The following is an 18,134-nucleotide window of genomic DNA, read 5'->3' on the forward strand; positions in this document are numbered from 1 at the left end:
GGGATCTCGCCGCCGCGCTCGCCGACCGGGTCTGATCGTCCGGATCGGAACCGGTTGCCGGTCAGAGGGTTTCGACGAACTTCGTCAGGCCCTTCGAGGCCGTTTCGAGGGCGATCTTCTGTCCGCGCTTGACGATGAACCCGGGCATCGGGATCTTGAGGTCGACGGTCAGGTCGAAGGTCACGTTCGTGCCGTCACCGTCGGCGACGAGGGTGTACGAGCCGTCCTGGGTCTTCTGCTGGTCGCTCTCCACGAGGGTCCAGCTCACCTTCTCGTCGCCGACCCACTGGTAGTCCACCACCTGCTCGTCGTTGACGCCCAGCACCGAGACCTTCATGCGCACGCGCAGCGGACGGCCGTCGGGGTGGGTGCTCTCGACGATCACCGACTTGTGCGAGGACGACCACTCCGGTACTCGTTCCACCGCAACGATCGCCTCCATCACCTTGGCCGGGTCGGCCTTGATGTGGAATTCCTTGTTACCTGACACGGCCATCGAGCCCACCCCTTCATGCGGTTGCGTCCAAACTCAGTGCGTCATTACATCATTCCGAAACGGTCCTGGGTTGCGGACGCGCGTCCAGCTCACTCCTCGGTCCGCCTGCCCTTGCGCACCTGGTCCCGAAGTGCGCCCTGGACGGCCTGCGACACCCAGGAGTTCAGCGACATCCCGTTCTGGGATGCGGCCTCCTCCGCGCGTGACTTCATCTGATCCACCAGGCGCAGGGTCACCCGGGAGATGTCTCCGGTGACGTCATCGATGGCGTCGTTGACGTAGTCACTCGTGGTGCTCTCGCCGCGCGGGCCGGATCCGGGCCGCGCCGGGCGAGCCACCTCGACGTGCGTTCGATCGCCGTCGAGCCGCACGTGCACCGTCCGGTCGCCGAGCGCGGTCGACACCTCGGCCGCCAGGTCGGAGAGCGCGGACAGCAGCATCAAACGCGCCGAGTTCTCGGCCGCGACGGCCAGCGCCTCGGCGATTCGCTTGGTGTTCTCGTCGCCGAGGGCGGCCGCCGCGATCAGGTCGTCACGCAGGGTGGTGGTGTACTCCGACAGTTCCATGACGTCATTGTGGCGTCATTCCTGACGTCGGTCAAGGCGTCATGGTGTCAGGCGAGCAGCTTCGCCTTCAGCGCGGTGATGTCGCCGTCGGTCAGTCCGAGGCCCTGGTGCACGTAGTTGTCGAAGCTGCCGTAGCGCTCGTCGGCGGCGGCGAAGGCGCCGTCGAGCCATTCCTGCTTCACTCCGTCGAGCATCGCGGTGGGGCTGTCGGCGTCGACTCCGCGGTAGTGGTTGCTCAGGATGAAGTCGGCGTTCACCGTCGCGCGGTCGACACCGAGGATCGTCAGCAGCACCGCGGCGGTCCAGCCGGTCCTGTCCTTGCCCGCGCTGCAGTGGAAGAGCACCGCGCCGTCGGTGTCGCGGATGTCGCGGAGGACGGCGCCGAAGGCCTTGTCGGCGCCGGGGCCGGTGATGAAGGCGCGGTACGCCGAGTTCAGGTCGACCAGCGTGGTGACGGGTGAGGCGCCGAGCACGTCGTACCAGTTGGCCTTCGCGCCCGCGGGCACGAGGTCGGGCTGCAGCGCCCGCTCGAAGACGGTGCGCAGGTCGTCGACGGCCTTGACGTTCCGGCCCTCGAGCCTGCCGAGGTCGGCGGGGGACAGCTTGTTCAGCGCATCGGTGCGGAACACGAGGCCGGTCTTCACCGTGCGGCCGTCGACGGTGGTGTACCCGCCGACATCGCGGGCGTTCTCGGCGCCGTCGAGGTGCAGGGACCGGTCGAAGGTGGACTGCTCGACCGCGGTCGGCGCCCCGGCGAGGGCGGTGCCCGCGGCGGAAGCGACGAAGATCGAGGTTCCGACGGCGACGACCGCGGCCGCGCGCAGGACGTGGGCACGGTTGGGGGTGAGGGCCACGAGGTGCCTCCATGGGGGTAGCGCGGACCACCACGCGGTGATCCAAGACGTTCGGACACCGGAGTTGGTACACCGTGCAGGTGAACGCTGGGAGTCGCGCCGATAGGGTGCGGTGATTCGGCGAGCAGGACTGGTAGGACCGGGAAGGAACGCAGTGCGGCAAGCGGTGTCTCTGAAAGTGCAACTCATCGCGAAGACGGAGTTCGCCCCACCGGCGGACGTGCCGTGGGAGACCGATGCGGACGGCGGCGAGGCGCTCGTCGAGTTCGCCGGTCGGGCCTGCTATCAGAGCTGGTCGAAGCCGAATCCGCGAACCGCGACCAACGCCGGCTACCTGCGTCACCTGCTCGAGGTCGGACACCTGTCGGTCCTCGAGCACGGCAGCGTGAGCTTCTACATCACGGGGATCTCGCGCTCCTGCACGCACGAGCTGATCCGGCATCGGCACCTGTCGTACTCGCAGCTCTCGCAGCGATCGGTCACCGAGCGGGACGCCAACGTCGTGGTGCCGCCCGCCGTGGTCGGCGACCCCGAGCTCGAAGCGCTGTTCGTCGCGGCGACCGATGCCAGCCGCGCCGCTTATGTGGAACTGCTCGAGGCGCTCGAGACCAAGCTCGCGCACGTCCCGAACGGGTCGCTGCGGGCGCGCCAGGCCCGGCAGGCGGCGAGGTCCGTGCTGCCCAACGCGACCGAGACCAGAGTGGTCGTCACCGGCAACTACCGGGCATGGCGGCATTTCATCGCGATGCGTGCCTCCGAGCATGCCGACGTGGAGATTCGCAGCCTGGCAATCGAATGCCTTCGTCAGCTCACGGAGGCGGCACCGAATGTGTTCGGCGACTTCGAGATCGCGACACTCGCGGACGGTACCGAGGTTGCGGTGAGCGAGTTCGACAACCGCGACTGAGCGGGGCGATTCAGCACGGGCACTGCGGTGTTCAATCTTCACCTGCCCACCGGGTAACCTTCTGACCATGACCAACGGTGAATCCGCCCCCGTCGAGCATCCGTTCGGCACCATCCTGACCGCGATGGTGACCCCGTTTACCGGCGACGGGAAGCTGGACGTCGATGCGGGCGTTCGGCTGGCGACGCACCTCGTCGACGGCGGCTGCGACGGATTGGTGCTCGCGGGCACCACCGGTGAATCTCCCACCACCACGGAGAACGAGAAGCTCGAGCTGATGCGCGCGGTCATCGACGCCGTCGGCAGCCGGGCCAGGATCATCGCGGGCGCGGGCAGCAACGACACCGCGCACAGCGTCGAGCTGGCGCGCGACGCCGCTCGGGCGGGCGCGCACGGACTGCTCGTCGTCACCCCGTACTACTCGAAGCCGCCGCAGGCCGGCCTGCTGGCGCATTTCACCGCGGTCGCCGACGCGACGGATCTGCCCGTGATGCTCTACGACATCCCGCCGCGCTCGGTGGTGCCGATCGAGACCGAGACGATCTACCGGCTCGCCGAGCACCCGAGGATCCTGGCGGTCAAGGACGCGAAGGGCGACCTGAACGCGGGCGCCGAGCTGATCGCGAACACCGACCTGCAGTTCTTCTCCGGTGACGACCCGCTGAACCTGCCGTGGCTCTCCGTCGGAGCCACCGGCTTCGTCAGCGTGATCGGTCATCTCGTCCCGGGGCGCCTGCGCGAGCTGCGCGATGCGTTCCTGGCGGGCGACAACGACCGCGCCCGTGAGATCAACGTCAGCCTGCTGCCGCTGATCCGTTCGCTCGGCCGGCTCGGTGGCGTCTCGGCCTCGAAGGCCGGGCTGCGACTGCAGGGCATCGACGTCGGTGACCCACGATTGCCACAGGTGCCGCCAAGTCCGGAACAGGTCGAGGTCCTCGCGGCCGACCTGCGCGCGGCAGGAGTGCTGTCATGACCCGCCCGCCTCGTCGTCGCAGCGCCAGCCGTCAGGCCGGCCCCCCGGCCCCCGCCGCGGCTCCCGAAGCCGCCCCGCAGCAGCAGGCGCCCGCCCCGGCCCCCGAACAGCCGCAGCAGGCGCCGGCCGAGTCGGCACCGGCGGCACAGGAACAGGCGCCCAAGCGCCGCCGCGGTGGCGCGAAGTCGCAGGGCGGCGGCGCCGGAGCCGGAGCCAAGTCGCAGGGTGGCAACGCCCCCAAGTCCCGGTCGCAGGCTGGATCGGGACGTCCGCAGCGTCAGCCGAAGAACGCGGGCGGCGCGCAGCGCCCGGACGGTCGTGCAGGCGTCGACCCGACCGAACGGCTCGGCCTGCCGCCGAAGGCGCCCCACAACGGCCTGCGCGTCGTCGCGCTGGGCGGCATCGGCGAGATCGGCCGCAACATGACGGTCTTCGAGCACAAGGGCAAGATCCTCATCGTCGACTGCGGTGTCCTCTTCCCCGAGGACCAGCAGCCCGGTGTCGACCTGATCCTGCCGGACTTCGCGCACATCGAGGACCGGATGGCGGACGTCGAGGCCGTGGTGCTCACGCACGGTCACGAGGACCACATCGGTGCGATCCCGTTCCTGCTGCGCCTGCGCCCCGACCTGCCGGTCATCGGCTCGAAGTTCACCCTTGCGCTGGTCGCCGCGAAGTGCCGCGAGCACCGGCAGCGGCCGAACCTGATCGAGGTCATCGAGGGTCAGCGCACCACGCACGGCCCGTTCGAGTGTGAGTACTTCGCCGTCAACCACTCGATTCCGGACGCCATCGCCATCGCGATCCGCACCGACGCAGGCGTCGTGCTGCACACCGGCGACATCAAGCTGGACCAGCTGCCGCTCGACGGCCGCCTGACCGACCTCGCCGGCTTCTCGCGGCTCGGCGACGAGGGCGTCGACCTGTTCCTGGTGGACTCCACCAACGCCGAGGTGCCCGGCTTCGTCACTCCCGAGCGGGAGATCGGCGGCGTCCTGGACAACGTCATCGGCAAGGCCAAGCAGCGCGTCATCGTCGCGTCGTTCGCCAGCCACGTGCACCGCATCCAGCAGGTGGTGGACGTCGCGGTGCGGTACAACCGCCGGATCGCGTTCGTCGGCCGGTCCATGGTCCGCAACATGCAGATCGCCCAGGACCTCGGCTATCTGTCCGTCCCCGACGGCGTCGTCGTCGACGTCGACACCGCGGCGAACCTGCCCGACGACCGGCTGGTGCTCATCTCCACAGGGTCGCAGGGCGAACCGCTCTCCGCGCTGTCCCGGATGGCCCGCGGCGAGCACCGGCAGATCAACGTCCGTGCGAACGACCTCGTGGTCCTCGCGTCGTCGCTGATCCCCGGCAACGAGAACTCGGTGTTCGCCGTGGTCAACGGCCTCGCCAAGCGCGGCGCCACCGTCGTCACCCAGCAGAGCGCCAAGGTGCACGTCTCCGGCCACGCCTCGGCGGGCGAGCTGCTGTACCTGTACAACGCGGTGCGGCCTACCAACGCGATGCCCGTGCACGGCGAGTGGCGACACCTGCGGGCCAACGCGGCGCTGGCCAAGGCCACCGGTGTCCCGGAGGAGCGCATCGTGCTCGCCGAGGACGGCGTCGTGGTGGACATGGTCGACGGTCTCGCGGAGATCGTGGGTCGTGTCCCGGTCGGCATGGTCTACGTGGACGGGAACTCCGTCGGTGACGTCGGCGACTCGACCCTCTCGGACCGCCTCGTGCTCGGCGAGGGCGGATTCATCTCGATCTCGCTCGCCGTGGACACGCACACCGGCAAGGCCGTCAGCACCCCCGAGGTGCACGGGCGCGGATTCTCCGACGATCCGGCGGCGCTCAAGGAAGCCGCGGTGCTCGTCGAGGCGGAGCTCGCCCGGCTCGCCTCCGAAGGCATCACCGACACCCATCGGATCGCGCAGGCGGTCCGGCGCGTGGTCGGTCGCTGGGTGGCGGACAAGTACCGGCGTCGGCCGATGATCGTGCCGACCGTCATCGGCGTCTAGCGCCGCGTCAGGACTCTCGCAACGGCCGGCCCGGGTCTCGATCACCGGGCCGGCCCGCGCGGGGGCTTTTAGAACAGCAGTCGCCACAGGCCGATCAGGCCGACGACGACGATCACGCCGCGGAGCGCCGTCGGGGAGAGCTGTCGGCCGTACCTGGCGCCGACGGCTCCGCCGACAAGTGATCCGACGGCGATGAGTCCCGCTGCGGCCCAACTGATCCGGTCGAAGGCCACCAGTGTGTACGCCGTGGCGGCGACGAGGTTGACGAGCAGCGAGAGAAGGTTCTTCGCGGCGTTCATCCGCTGCATCGACTCCGGCAACAGGGCGCCCATCACGCCCACCAGCAGGATTCCCTGCGCAGCCGTGAAGTAACCGCCGTACACCCCGACCGCGAAGGTGCCCGCTGTCAGCGCCGCCATCCTCCCCGGGCCGACGTGCTCGGCGGTCCGGCCCTGCGCCTCAGCGCGCTCGCGGGCCCAGGCCTGGATCCGGGGACCGGCGACCACCAGGATCAGCGCGAGCACCAACAACACCGGCACGATCGTGACGAACGCCTTTTCGGGTAGGTGTAGCAGCAGCCACGCGCCGAGGCCCGCTCCCGCGAGCGATGCCGGGATCTGCCAGCGCAGCCGGTCCCATTGGCCGCGGAGTTCGCGGCGGTATCCCCAGGTACTCGACACGCCACCCGCAACAAGGCCGACCGCATTCGACATCGTCGCGACCACCGGCGGATAGCCGAACGCGACAAGGGTGGGAAAGGTGATCAGGGTTCCCGAGCCGACGAGGGCGTTGATCGCGCCTGCGCCGAAACCGGCGAGGGCGATGACGATCATCTCGGTGATGGGCACCGGAGGGACGGTACTGGGTGCGTGTCAGCGCGCGGGCGGGCCCGCGCGGCAGTAGCGTGGCGGGCATGAAGCTGGCCCATGACGAGCGTCTCGCGCTCGTTGCCACGATGGCCGAGGTCGGGCCCGATTCGCCGACGCTGTGCGGCGAGTGGACCGTCCGGGATCTGGCCGCGCACCTGGTGCTCCGCGAACGACGGCCCGATGCGGCCGCGGGCATCATGGTCTCCGCCCTGTCCGGGTACACCGAGCGGGTGCAGGCGTCGATCGCCGGTGGATCCTTCGAGGACCTGCTCGAGCAGATCAGGACGGGCCCGCCCGTGTGGTCGCTGATGCGGCCGTTCGACGAGCAGCTGAATCTGGCCGAGATGTTCGTCCACCACGAGGACGTGCGGCGCGGTGGTCCGGACTGGGAGCCCCGTGTCCTCGATCCGGTCTGGGCGGGACCGCTGTGGGCGCTGGCCCGGCGGATGGGCAGGCGCGCATATCGACGGGCGTCCTGCTCGGTCGTGCTGGAGCGCCCGGACGGAGGGCGAGCCACGGTGCGCAGCGCGGATGGCGAGACCGTGGTGCTGCGCGGGGACCCCGCGGAGCTCGCCCTGCACGCCTTCGGACGCGACGCGGTCCGGCTCGAGGCCACGGGCTCCGATCAGGCCGTCCTGAGTGTGATGTCGCTCGATCGCGGCATCTAGAAGCCCTGTTGCGGGTGTTGCGGATGGTCCTGATGGGGCCTCAGCGACTAACCTGACGTGCATGGCAGGTAAGACCGGGACCAGAACTACCAAGAGCGCGTCATCCTCGCCGCGGTCCTCCGCGAGCTCGGGATCGTCGGCGTCGGGTGGTTCGAAGGCGCGGTCGGGTGGCCGGACCACGAAGACGGTGACCACCCCGCGCAAGCCGACGGCGCCGCGCAGCAACGCGCAGGCGGCGAGGCGCAAGCCGGCCGCAAAGGCGCCGGTGAGCCCGCTCAAGGCCGCCGGGCGAGGGCTCGGCCGCGGTTGGGCCCTGATGGCGCGCGGCGTCGGCGCGACGACCAGGACGGTCAGCAAGGCCGCCGACATCGAGCCGGGGCACCGCCGGGACGGGATCGCGCTCGGCCTCGTGGCGGGCAGCGCGATCGTCGCGGCCGCCATGTGGTTCGCCGCTGGCGGTCCGGTCGGGGACTGGATCGAGACCGGGGTGCGGGCGCTCTTCGGTGGCGCGGGCGCGGTCCTGCCGATCATCGCGGGCGCGATCGCGGTGGTGCTGATGCGTTCGGAACCGCACCCGGAGGTGCGGCCACGGCTGATCCTCGGTTCGCTGCTGATCGGCATGCCCGCGCTTGGCGTGTGGCACGTCATCAGCGGGGCGCCCGTCGACGCGGAGGGCCGGGCCGAGGCGGCAGGGTTCCTCGGGTACGTCGTCGGCGGTCCGCTGACCGACGGCCTCACGATGTGGCTCTCCATCCCGCTGCTGATCCTGGCGATGGGGTTCGGGGTCCTGCTGGTCACCGGCACCACCGTCCGTGAGGTGCCGGAGCGGCTCAGGACGCTGTTCGGCGTGCACGGCCACGCCGACGAGTACGAGCCGTACGACCCGGAAGACGGCTACGACCACGGGCACGACGACCCGGGGCACGACGACCTCGAGGACCTGCGAAACCTGCGCCCGGCGCGCCGGTCACGTCGGGCGAGCAAGGATCCGTCGGATTTCGACCCGGCGCTGTTCGACGCCGACGGCTACCCGGTGGACGAGCGGGTGGGGCCTGCCGCGAACTATCCGGTCGAGGAGACCGCGAACGAGGCGGTCACCGAGGTCATCGCGGCACCGCCCGCCGCCCCGGTGCCCCCGGCCCGACCGCGGCCGAAGCCGAAGCCGACCCCCGCCCCGGCCGCGGCCGAGGACACGACGCCCGCGATGCTGATCCCGGACCGCGTCATCGAGGGCGACTACACGCTGCCGCCGACGTCGCTGCTGATCGAGGGCGATCCGCCGAAGACCCGCAGCTCGGCCAACGACACCATGATCGAGGCCATCACCGAGGTGCTCGAGCAGTTCAAGATCGACGCCGCGGTCACCGGCTTCACCCGCGGCCCGACGGTCACCCGATACGAGGTGGAGCTGGGCCCAGGCGTCAAGGTCGAGAAGATCACCGCCCTGGCCCGCAACATCGCGTACGCCGTGGCGACCGACAACGTCCGGTTGCTCGCGCCGATCCCCGGCAAGTCCGCGGTCGGCATCGAGGTGCCGAACTCGGACCGGGAGATGGTGCGCCTGGCGGACGTGCTGTCGGCGCCGTCGACCAGGAAGGATCACCACCCGTTGGTGATCGGCCTCGGCAAGGACATCGAGGGCAACTTTGTCAGCGCAAACCTGGCGAAGATGCCGCACCTGCTGGTCGCGGGTTCGACGGGCTCCGGCAAGTCCAGCTTCGTCAACTCCATGCTGGTCTCGCTGCTCGCCAGGGCCACCCCGGACGAGGTGCGGATGATCTTGATCGACCCGAAGATGGTCGAACTGACGCCGTACGAGGGCATCCCGCACCTGATCACGCCGATCATCACCCAGCCGAAGAAGGCCGCGGCCGCGCTGGCGTGGCTGGTCGAGGAGATGGAGCAGCGCTACCAGGACATGCAGGCCAACAAGGTCCGGCACATCGACGACTTCAACAAGAAGGTCAGGTCCGGGGAGATCACGGCGCCGCTCGGCAGCGAGCGCGTGTACCGGCCGTACCCGTACATCCTCGCGATCGTGGACGAGCTGGCGGACCTGATGATGACCGCGCCGAGGGACGTGGAGGAGGCAATCGTCCGGATCACGCAGAAGGCGCGCGCGGCGGGCATCCACCTCGTGCTCGCGACCCAGCGCCCGTCGGTAGACGTGGTGACCGGCCTGATCAAGACCAACGTGCCCTCACGGCTGGCGTTCGCGACCTCGTCGCTCACTGACTCGCGGGTCATCCTCGACCAGCCGGGCGCGGAGAAGCTGATCGGTATGGGCGACGCGCTGTTCCTGCCGATGGGGGCTGGCAAGCCGACCCGTCTGCAGGGCGCCTTCATCACCGACGAAGAGATCTCCGCGATCGTCGACTTCTCCAAGAACCAGGCCGAGCCCGAGTACACCGAGGGCGTCACTGCCTCGAAGGCGGCGGACAAGAAGGACGTCGATCCCGACATCGGCGACGACATGGACGTGCTGCTGCAGGCCGTCGAGCTGGTGGTCACGAGTCAGTTCGGGTCGACCTCCATGCTGCAGCGCAAGCTCCGGGTCGGCTTCGCCAAGGCGGGTCGTCTGATGGACCTGATGGAGACCAGGGGAGTGGTCGGCCCCAGTGAGGGCTCCAAGGCCCGCGACGTGCTGATCAAGCCGGACGAGCTGGACGGGCTGCTGTGGTCGATCCGCGGCGGGGATCCGGAGTCCGAGCCCGAGGACTGAGTCGGCCCGTCCGCGCCTGGCCGGCGGGCAGGCCGCGTTGTGGTTGAATGAACGAGCCTTGGAGGGGAGTATCCCCCATTCCTGTGGCAACCTCGTCAGCACGAACGGCACCATTGCCGCTCCGGGGTTGCCGGTCGACTGCACCGTCGGCGGGAGAGACCTCCGGTGCCCTACCTATCGGCAACCGGAGGTCGTTGGCTGATGCATGTCACACCGCTCATCTGGATAGTCACCATTGCGGTGATCCTCGGGCTCTTCGTATTCGACTTCTTCGCGCACGTGCGCACCCCCCACGAGCCCACCTTCCGCGAATCCGCATTCTGGTCGGCCGTCTACATCGGTATCGCGATCCTGTTCGGCTTCGTGATCATCTGGGGCTGGGGCGGCACCTACGGCGGTGAGTATTTCGCCGGGTACGTCACCGAGAAGGCCCTCTCGGTCGACAACCTGTTCGTGTTCGTCATCATCATGTCGACCTTCGCGATCCCCCGTCAGTACCAGCAGAAGGTGCTGTTGATCGGCATCGTGATGGCACTGGTGATGCGCGGCGCCTTCATCGCCGTCGGTGCCGCGGCGATCAACGCGTACAGCTGGGTGTTCTATCTGTTCGGCTTCTTCCTGGTCTACACCGCGTACAAGCTGATCAAGGAGGCCGGGCACGAGGCCGAGGTGGAAGAGGAACGCGAGAGCAAGATCATCGCGTTGGCCAAGCGGTTCCTGCCGACCACCGAGGTGTTCGACGGCGACCGGCTGACCACCAGGATCGACGGCAAGCGCCTGGTCACGCCGCTGTTCCTGGCCCTCGTCGCGATCGGGTTCACCGACATCCTGTTCGCGCTCGACTCCATCCCCGCGATCTACGGCCTCACCAAGGAGCCGTACATCGTGTTCACCGCGAACGCCTTCGCGCTGATGGGCCTGCGGCAGCTGTACTTCCTGATCGGCGGGCTGCTCGAGCGGCTGGTGTACCTGTCCTACGGCCTGTCGATCATCCTCGCGTTCATCGGCGTGAAGCTGGTGCTGCACGCGCTGCACGAGAACACCCTGCCGTTCATCAACGGCGGCGAGCACGTGAGCGTCCCCGTGATCTCCACGGGACTCTCGCTGCTCGTGATCCTCGGTGTGCTGGTGGTGACGGCGGTGGCGAGCCTGCTCAAGACCCGCAACACCGCGGCCAAGTAAGGCCACCGAGTGGTGCGCTGACGCGCAGTGGTGCGGTGGCGGGGTCCGAGGACTCCGCCACCGCACCACTGCGGCGCAGCCGCATCAGGAGAAGGCGCCCATCACCGGCGTCCATTCGGTGAACCGGGCGGCCTCGACGAGCCCGGCCTTTCCGAATGGGTCGTTGGTGAAGAGCGAGCGCACGGCCGAGGCATCCTCGGCCGTCACCAGGATCAGTGCGCCGCTGCCGTCCGCGAAAGGTCCCGTGGTCAGCACGACGCCGCTGTCGACCAGTCCGGACAGCCACGCGCGGTGGTCGGGCCGGATCTCGTCCCTGGCGGTGGCGGTGGCCTCGCTGTAGGTGTACTCGACGGCGAAGATGGGCATGGGGGCTCGCTTTCGGGATGGGGTTGGCGGGTCTCTAGAGGGTGAGAAGCATGCGGGTGTTGCCGAGAGTGTTCGGCTTCACGTAGCTCAGGTCGAGGAACTCCGCCACGCCGGTGTCGTAGGACCGGCACATCTCGCCGAACACCTCCGCGGTCACCGGTGTCCCCTCGATCTCGACGAAACCGTGCTTGCCGAAGAAGTCGACCTCGAAGGTGAGCACGAACACGCGCCCGAGTTCGAGCTCGCGCGCGACCTGGATGAGCTGTGCGACCACCAGGTGGCCGATGCCGCGGCCCTTGACCTTCGGGTCCACGGCGACGGTGCGTACCTCGCCGAGGTCGGCCCACAGGACATGCAGTGCGCCACAACCGATTACCTCGCCGTCGAGTTCGACGATCCAGAACTCCTGAACGGCCTCGTAGAGGGTGACCAGGTTCTTCTCGAGCAGGATTCGGCCCGCGTAGATGTCGATCAGGCGCTTGATCTGCGGCACGTCGGAGGTTCGCGCGCGACGGACAGTCGGAGCGTCCGGATCGGGGGTCATGGGCCCAGAGGTCATGTGGTGAAGAGTAGTCATGGAGCCAACCGATATTCTTAGCCATGTGCCCGCCCGATTCGACAGCTTCCGCGACGAAACCCACTTCTGCGGGGTGGCGTCTCGCGCTGCGTTGGCGGCGGCCCTGTGACCGCGCAGTCGCACGACGAGATGGCGTCCGGCGGGCATCGGGACGCGGGGACTGAGGTGGCACCGGTCGCCGGCGGCGTGCCGCATGAGAAGCCGGTGCCCGTGGTCAACATCGCGAACATCCTCACCGTGCTCCGCATCTTCCTGGTCCCGGTCTTCCTGGTCGCGCTGTTCATGGACGGCGGGCACTCGACCTTCTGGCGGATCATCGCCACCATCGTCTTCGCGGTCGCCGCGATCACCGACCGCATCGACGGCCAGCTCGCGCGGAAGTACGGACTGGTCACCGACTTCGGCAAGCTCGCCGACCCCATCGCCGACAAGGCCCTGATCGGTGCCGCACTGGTGGGTCTGTCGGTGCTCGGCGATCTCAGCTGGTGGGTCACGGCGATCATCGCGGCCCGCGAACTCGGGATCACCCTGATGCGGTTCGCGGTCCTGCGGCACGGAGTGATTCCCGCGGGACGGGGCGGCAAGCTCAAGACCCTGGTGCAATCGCTGGCGATCGGTATGTACCTGTTGCCGCTGCCCGCCGGGTGGGCGACGGTGAGCGCGATCGCGATGGGTCTTGCGGTCCTCCTCACCGTGGTGACCGGCCTGGACTACGTGATCCAGGCTGTTCGCCTCAGGGCAGGCGTGCACCCGCACGAACCAGGGCAGTGACCGACCCCTTGGTCGCCGGGACCGAGGCGGCTGATCTGGTGTCGGCCCTCACCTCGCGGGGCCAGACGGTCGCGACCGCCGAGTCGCTGACCGCGGGGCTGCTCGCGGCGACGATCGGCGGGATTCCTGGCGCGAGCCTGGTGCTGCGCGGCGGACTGGTGGTGTACGCGACAGATCTCAAGGTCGGCCTCGCGGGCGTCGATCCGGGGGTGCTGGCCACGGATGGTCCGGTCGCCGCGAGCACGGCCCGGGCGCTGGCGGTGGGCGCGCAGACACGGTGCGGGGCCGACTGGGGCGTGGGATTGACCGGTGTGGCGGGGCCGGACCCGCAGGATGGCCAGCCGGTCGGCACGGTGTATCTCGGTATCGCCGGTCCCGACGGGGTCTCGGCGGAGCGGCTCGAACTCGCCGGTGACCGCTGGGCGATTCGCAGCGGCGCGGTCCGATCGGCCGTGTCGACACTCCTAGTCCGCATGCGCGCGGCCGCGGCGGGATAGGCTCGGTTTGCTCAAGCCGCGGCCACCGGGAACCATTTCGGAACCCTCGGGCGTTGAACAAGCTGTTGGGCGGAGATGAAGGAGGAGCCACATGGCGGTGCTGTTGCGTGAAGCAATCGGTGACAGTCTGCGGCGTGCGAGGGTCTCGCAGAGCCGAACCCTGCGTGAGGTCTCGGGCACCGCGCGCGTGAGCCTGGGCTATCTCTCCGAGGTGGAACGCGGGCGCAAGGAGGCCTCCAGTGAGCTGCTGGCGGCCATTTGCGATGCCCTCGAAGTGCCCCTGTCCGAGGTTCTGTACGACGTCAGCGAGTCGCTGTCGGACTCCGCCGCCGATCGGGGCGCCCCGGCGAACTCGAACGTGGCCTCCGCGAACGCGACCCCCGGTGTGGCCGGTGGTTCGCCACGCATCGCCGAGGACACCCGCATGGTGATCCCTGCGCCGAACGCCACCGCACTCGCCGCCGCGTAAGTTCTTGACAATTGGGCCGTGGCGGGGATGCCAGCGGTCGTCCGAACCGATAGATTTGTGTGTGACCACCAGTGCTCGACTGGTGGGTCCGACCAGCAGGTAGGGCAGTGCCCGTGTTCCGGTGCGTGACGGTCGCGCATCGGGTCGCGCTTCGCGCGGCGCATCAAATGGAGGCAGGATCAACCCATGGCTAATCCGTTCGTCAAGGCATGGAAGTACCTGATGGCGCTCTTCAATGCGAAGATCGACGAGAAGGCCGACCCGAAGGTTCAGATTCAGCAGGCGATCGAGGACGCGCAGCGTCAGCACCAGGCACTTTCCCAGCAGGCCGCGTCGGTGATCGGTAACCAGCGCCAGCTGGAGATGAAGCTCAGCCGCCAGCTCGACGAGGTGGAGAAGCTCAACGCCAACGCCCGTCAGGCGGTCACGCTGGCAGATCAGGCCGCCACCGCCGGTGACGTCGAGAAGGCCACCCAGTACACCAATGCCGCCGAGGCGTTCGCCGCGCAGCTCGTCACCGCCGAGCAGGGCGTCGAAGATCTCAAGGCGCTGCACGACCAGTCGCTGCAGGCCGCCACCCAGGCCAAGAAGGCCGTCGAGCAGAACGCGATGGCCCTGCAGGCCAAGGTCGCCGAGCGGACCAAGCTGCTCAGCCAGCTCGAGCAGGCGAAGATGCAGGAGAAGGTCAGCGACTCGCTGCGCTCGATGGACAGCACGCTCTCCGCGCCGGGCAACACCCCGAACCTGGACGAGGTCCGCGACAAGATCGAGCGTCGCTACGCGGATGCGCTCGGTTCCGCCGAGCTGGCACAGAATTCGGTGCAGGGTCGCATGATGGAGGTCCAGCAGGCCAGCGTCCAGATGGCCGGGCACAGCAGGCTCGAGCAGATCCGGGCCTCGATGAAGGGTGACGCGCTGCCCACCGGCGGCACGGCGACACCCGCGGCTGCCCCGGCCACCCCGGCAGCGCCCGCCACGCCCGCGGCCAAGCCCGATGCGGCGGGACCTGCCGCGCAGTAGTCGCGTGGTCCGATGAGGGTGAGATGACGAGTTCGAGGCGCGGCCGAGTGGGAAGTGATTCCCGTTCGGCCGCTGCCTTTTTCGCCGCCGCGGCGAACGGTGCCTCCGGTGTGGTCGCGGCCACCGAGGCGGCCCGCACCGTGAGCGGGTCGGTGGCCTCGGTCGTGCGGAAGTGGTCCGATCCCCGGGAGAAGTTGCTCCGTAGGCGGCGCCGCGCGAACCGGCGTCGGGTCCGGTACGGCACCGTATCGGGGGCCTCGGCGGTGGGCACGGTCGGCCTGGTCGCGGCATCGGCGCCGGAATGGTCGCTGATCGCGGGCGGCGGCGCCACCGTGCTGTTCGCAGTTCCTGCGGTCGCCGCGTGGCGAACCTATCGGCGACTCAACGAGATTCCGTTGCCCGTGCGGACTCCGGCGCGACGGGCACTGCCACCGGTCGGGTCGGCGGCCCGCGAGCCGATCTCCCGGCTGCTCGGCGCACAGACCGGCCTGCAGGAGCTGCTGGGGGTGCTCACCAGGTCCGCTGTGGTCGCGGAGGAGGACATCGAGCAGATCGGCGAGACCGCGGCGTCGGCCGCAGAGGCCCTGTTCGCGGTGGCCGATGACGTCATCGCGATGGAACGCGCGGGTTCGACCACGGCCGGACTGCAGCTCGGCGACACGATCGACGCCACGGCGACCCGGCTGTCGGACGGCGTGGAGCAGTACGAGGAGCTCCTCGCCTCCGTTGCGAAGATGACGGTGCCTGCCACGGCCGATTCGCTCGGAGCGCTCGAAAGGCAGCGGTCCGAGATGCTTTCGGCGTCGGATCGCCTGGAGGGGTGGGCCGGCGCGCTCGAAGAGATCGAGGCGATCAGGCGCAGGCACCGCGTCTAGTCGTCGACGCCCCTCGCGGCCAGTGCCTCGCCCATCGCGTCGGCGGTCCGCAACGCGCCCACCACGACGGGCACCGCGAGTGCGCGCAGTGAGAACCCCAGGCCCCTGGCCTTTCTCGCCTCCGTCACGTCGGAGACGAGGCCGCTGAGCAGGGGGATACACCGGAGGGTCATCGCGAGGACCAGTCCCACCCGCTCCGGGTTGATCCCGAATCGCCTCAGCGGGGCCAGCATTCGCGCCACCGCGTCCAGCATGTCCATCACCTTGGTGGTCAGCGTGACCAGGGCGGCGAGCGCCACGGACAGCAGCAACACCCCGCACACCACCAGGGCGCGGCGCCACCCGGTGAAGATCACCTGGAACACGCCGACGAAGGTCAGCATCCACAGCACCGTGCGCAGCTGTGCAACCGCGAGCCGGACCGGGATCCTGGCCGCCGCGAAGCCGGCAGCGACGAGCGCCGTGGCCGGGATCAGCTGCCAGGGCGACCGCACCGCCGCCGCGAGCGCGATGAGCGCCACGACGAGGCCCGCGAGCTTGGCCCCGGCGGGCGCTCGATGCAACAGCGAGGTGCCCGGGTGGTAGATGCCGAGCGTGGTCATCCGATCAGTCGCCGGTAGAACCCGATCGCCTCGTCCGGGGCGCCGTCCGCGACCACCCGGCCGGAGTCGATCACCAGGACCCGGTCGAAGTCGTGGAGCAGGTCGAGCTGGTGGGTCACCGCGATCACCTGCTGGCGCAGCGCCGCGAATGTCTCGGCAACCAGTCGGGTGTTGCGCAGGTCGAGCAGCGTGGTCGGCTCGTCGGCGACGATCAGCTCGGGGTCGGTGACCATGATCGCGGCGAGGGCGAGCAGCTGCTTCTGGCCGCCCGAGAGCAGATGCGTCGGGTGCTCGGCGTGCCCGGCCAGCCCGAACGTCTCGAGCACCGTCGCGACCCGGGCGGCCCGGTCGGCGGCGGGAATCGAGCTGCGGCGCAGGGAGAACGCGATGTCCTCCGCGACCGTCGGCATGATGATCTGATGGTCCGGGTCGGTGAACACGAAACCGACCTTGCGTCGCACCTTGCGGCCCTCACGCTCGGTGTCGAGACCGTCCACCGTGACCCGACCGCCACTCGGCGTCACCAGGCCGTTGATCATCCGGGCCAGGGTGGACTTGCCGCTGCCGTTCGCGCCGATGACACCGATCCGCGCCTCGGTGAGGACGAGATCGACGTCCGCGAGCACGGCGCGCTCACCGTAGTGGTGGGCGACGGACTCGAAGCGGATCTCGGGCATCGGCGCGGCTAGACGGCGTCGACGGGCGTGCGGGTGGGTGCCGCCGACGTCAGCAGCGCGGGGTAGGCGCGATGCACCTGGGCGGCCACGACCGCCGCGATGACGGCCTTGAGGAGGTCGCCGGGGACGAAGGTGCCGTTGGCGCTCAGCGCCTGCCAGAAGGTGAGGTCACTGCGGAGCATCATGCCCGCGATGCCGAAGGCGTAGATCACCACGATCCCGCCCAGTGCGTTGATGACGATGCCGATGAAGACGTTGTAGCGGGGCAGCATCTTGACGGTGAGCCAGCCGATCAGCGCGACCGCAGGAATCCAGCCGATCAGGAATCCACCGGTGAGGCTGGACAGGGAGGTGAGCGAGGTCCGGCCGCCCGCGAGCACGGGCAGGGCCAGGCCGAGCACGATGACGGTGAGCACGGTCAGGACACCCTTGCGGGGTCCCAGCAGCGCGCCCGCGACCATCACCCCAAGCGTCTGCAGCGTGATGGGGACGCCGGAGGATCCGATGGTGATCGTGCCGGGCAGCCCGAGGGCGATGATCAGGGCGGCGAACACCGCGACCTGGGCGAGGTCACGAGCGGTGTTGCGGGGGGCGCCTGCGGTGCGTGTAGACACGAGCGGTCGAGCTCCTTGCGAGTACGGGGACAACCCGCTGAGCCTATGCCAGCGGCGGGGACCAGCGGTGGTTCACCCGGACCGCCCCGGCCTCGGCGCCCTAAGGGATCACCCTGATCTTTCCCTGATCTTGCCTCTGAGCTGGTGCTTTTCTCCTCGAGTGCTGACAGGCTGGACGCATCGGGCCGTCACGTTCGGCGGTCCGATCGAGTGAACGGAGAACGCGGTGTTCTGGAAGATCGTAGGTATTGTCGCCCTCGTCTGGATCGCGCTGGCCGTGGTCGGCGCGCTGGTCAAGGGGCTGTTCTGGGTCCTGGTCGTCGGTGCCGTGGTGTTCGGGCTGTACCTGCTCTTCAAGGCGATGTCCGACAGCGACACCAAGGACGTCACCCGGCTCTAGCGCGGCGCCGCGCGGTA

21 protein-coding genes are annotated in these 18,134 nt (G+C 69.2%); 12 read left to right on the forward strand and 9 right to left on the reverse strand.

Annotated features, from left to right (window positions below; translation table 11 throughout):
* Positions 1-61: 61 nt before the first annotated feature.
* From ACWFRB_RS14745 to ACWFRB_RS14755, 3 genes are all read right to left on the reverse strand, one after another.
* Positions 62-496 (reverse strand): SRPBCC family protein, encoded by a 435-nt coding sequence (locus tag ACWFRB_RS14745; RefSeq protein ID WP_077041347.1) that lies wholly within the window; start codon positions 494-496, stop codon positions 62-64.
* A gap of 89 nt (positions 497-585) precedes the next feature.
* Positions 586-1,062 carry a toxin-antitoxin system HicB family antitoxin gene (locus tag ACWFRB_RS14750; protein WP_452641890.1) on the reverse strand — a complete coding sequence of 159 codons (477 nt, stop codon included), beginning with the start codon at positions 1,060-1,062 and terminating at the stop codon, positions 586-588.
* Between the two features lie 47 nt (positions 1,063-1,109).
* On the reverse strand, positions 1,110-1,916 hold the full coding sequence (locus ACWFRB_RS14755) for a tyrosine-protein phosphatase (protein WP_452641891.1): 807 nt from the start codon (positions 1,914-1,916) through the stop codon (positions 1,110-1,112).
* A 154-nt stretch (positions 1,917-2,070) separates the two neighbouring features.
* Here ACWFRB_RS14755 and thyX point away from each other — a divergent pair, with 154 nt between their 5' ends.
* The 3 genes from thyX to ACWFRB_RS14770 all read left to right on the forward strand — a co-directional run bounded on the left by thyX (position 2,071) and on the right by ACWFRB_RS14770 (position 5,808).
* Positions 2,071-2,823: an FAD-dependent thymidylate synthase gene (gene thyX, locus ACWFRB_RS14760; protein WP_452641892.1), complete on the forward strand. Its 753-nt coding sequence runs from the start codon at positions 2,071-2,073 to the stop codon at positions 2,821-2,823.
* 67 nt (positions 2,824-2,890) lie between these two features.
* Positions 2,891-3,796: a 4-hydroxy-tetrahydrodipicolinate synthase gene (dapA, locus tag ACWFRB_RS14765; protein WP_452641893.1), complete on the forward strand. Its 906-nt coding sequence runs from the start codon at positions 2,891-2,893 to the stop codon at positions 3,794-3,796.
* Entirely contained in the window at positions 3,793-5,808 is a 2,016-nt protein-coding gene (locus tag ACWFRB_RS14770) for a ribonuclease J (protein WP_452641894.1), read from the forward strand. Before dapA ends, ACWFRB_RS14770 begins: the two co-directional genes overlap by 4 nt.
* Positions 5,809-5,876: 68 nt before the next feature.
* Here the strand turns inward: ACWFRB_RS14770 and ACWFRB_RS14775 are convergent, their stop codons facing one another.
* The gene (locus ACWFRB_RS14775; RefSeq protein WP_452641938.1) at positions 5,877-6,641 is read right to left on the reverse strand and encodes a sulfite exporter TauE/SafE family protein; all 765 of its coding nucleotides are present in this window, start codon (positions 6,639-6,641) and stop codon (positions 5,877-5,879) included.
* An 80-nt stretch (positions 6,642-6,721) separates the two neighbouring features.
* Here ACWFRB_RS14775 and ACWFRB_RS14780 point away from each other — a divergent pair, with 80 nt between their 5' ends.
* From ACWFRB_RS14780 to ACWFRB_RS14790, 3 genes are all read left to right on the forward strand, one after another.
* A complete protein-coding gene (locus tag ACWFRB_RS14780) occupies positions 6,722-7,345 on the forward strand; it encodes a TIGR03085 family metal-binding protein (protein ID WP_452641895.1) in 624 nt (207 codons plus the stop codon).
* Positions 7,346-7,406: 61 nt separating this feature from the next.
* The gene (locus ACWFRB_RS14785) at positions 7,407-10,067 is read left to right on the forward strand and encodes a DNA translocase FtsK (RefSeq protein ID WP_452641896.1); all 2,661 of its coding nucleotides are present in this window, start codon (positions 7,407-7,409) and stop codon (positions 10,065-10,067) included.
* 201 nt (positions 10,068-10,268) lie between these two features.
* A complete protein-coding gene (locus tag ACWFRB_RS14790) occupies positions 10,269-11,249 on the forward strand; it encodes a TerC family protein (protein ID WP_452641897.1) in 981 nt (326 codons plus the stop codon).
* A gap of 84 nt (positions 11,250-11,333) precedes the next feature.
* Here the strand turns inward: ACWFRB_RS14790 and ACWFRB_RS14795 are convergent, their stop codons facing one another.
* Positions 11,334-11,615, reverse strand: a complete 282-nt coding sequence (locus ACWFRB_RS14795; protein ID WP_452641898.1) for a YciI family protein — start codon at positions 11,613-11,615, stop codon at positions 11,334-11,336.
* Positions 11,616-11,649: 34 nt separating this feature from the next.
* Entirely contained in the window at positions 11,650-12,174 is a 525-nt protein-coding gene (locus ACWFRB_RS14800) for an amino-acid N-acetyltransferase (RefSeq protein ID WP_452641899.1), read from the reverse strand.
* Between the two features lie 147 nt (positions 12,175-12,321).
* Here ACWFRB_RS14800 and pgsA point away from each other — a divergent pair, with 147 nt between their 5' ends.
* The 5 genes from pgsA (at position 12,322) to pspM (ending at position 15,824) form a co-directional block, all read left to right on the forward strand.
* A complete protein-coding gene (gene pgsA / locus ACWFRB_RS14805) occupies positions 12,322-12,963 on the forward strand; it encodes a CDP-diacylglycerol--glycerol-3-phosphate 3-phosphatidyltransferase (protein WP_452641939.1) in 642 nt (213 codons plus the stop codon).
* The gene (locus ACWFRB_RS14810) at positions 12,960-13,460 is read left to right on the forward strand and encodes a CinA family protein (RefSeq protein ID WP_452641900.1); all 501 of its coding nucleotides are present in this window, start codon (positions 12,960-12,962) and stop codon (positions 13,458-13,460) included. Before pgsA ends, ACWFRB_RS14810 begins: the two co-directional genes overlap by 4 nt.
* 91 nt (positions 13,461-13,551) lie before the next feature.
* Positions 13,552-13,929, forward strand: coding sequence for a helix-turn-helix domain-containing protein (locus ACWFRB_RS14815; protein ID WP_452641901.1), 378 nt, complete (start codon positions 13,552-13,554; stop codon positions 13,927-13,929).
* A gap of 186 nt (positions 13,930-14,115) precedes the next feature.
* Entirely contained in the window at positions 14,116-14,949 is an 834-nt protein-coding gene (locus ACWFRB_RS14820) for a PspA/IM30 family protein (protein ID WP_097211193.1), read from the forward strand.
* A 47-nt stretch (positions 14,950-14,996) separates the two neighbouring features.
* The gene (gene pspM, locus ACWFRB_RS14825; RefSeq protein ID WP_452641902.1) at positions 14,997-15,824 is read left to right on the forward strand and encodes a phage shock envelope stress response protein PspM; all 828 of its coding nucleotides are present in this window, start codon (positions 14,997-14,999) and stop codon (positions 15,822-15,824) included.
* Here the strand turns inward: pspM and ACWFRB_RS14830 are convergent.
* The 3 genes from ACWFRB_RS14830 to ACWFRB_RS14840 are packed head-to-tail and all read right to left on the reverse strand — an operon-like array spanning position 15,821 to position 17,717.
* Positions 15,821-16,426 (reverse strand): energy-coupling factor transporter transmembrane component T family protein, encoded by a 606-nt coding sequence (locus tag ACWFRB_RS14830; protein WP_452641903.1) that lies wholly within the window; start codon positions 16,424-16,426, stop codon positions 15,821-15,823. The two genes, pspM and ACWFRB_RS14830, sit on opposite strands and share 4 nt — an antisense overlap.
* Positions 16,423-17,103, reverse strand: a complete 681-nt coding sequence (locus ACWFRB_RS14835) for an energy-coupling factor ABC transporter ATP-binding protein (protein WP_452641904.1) — start codon at positions 17,101-17,103, stop codon at positions 16,423-16,425. Before ACWFRB_RS14835 ends, ACWFRB_RS14830 begins: the two co-directional genes overlap by 4 nt.
* 8 nt (positions 17,104-17,111) lie before the next feature.
* Positions 17,112-17,717 (reverse strand): biotin transporter BioY, encoded by a 606-nt coding sequence (locus ACWFRB_RS14840; protein WP_452641905.1) that lies wholly within the window; start codon positions 17,715-17,717, stop codon positions 17,112-17,114.
* A gap of 226 nt (positions 17,718-17,943) precedes the next feature.
* Here ACWFRB_RS14840 and ACWFRB_RS14845 point away from each other — a divergent pair, with 226 nt between their 5' ends.
* Entirely contained in the window at positions 17,944-18,117 is a 174-nt protein-coding gene (locus ACWFRB_RS14845; RefSeq protein WP_169310579.1) for a hypothetical protein, read from the forward strand.
* Positions 18,118-18,134: the final 17 nt, after the last annotated feature.

This window comes from Rhodococcus sp. NPDC055112 (genome assembly GCF_053607505.1).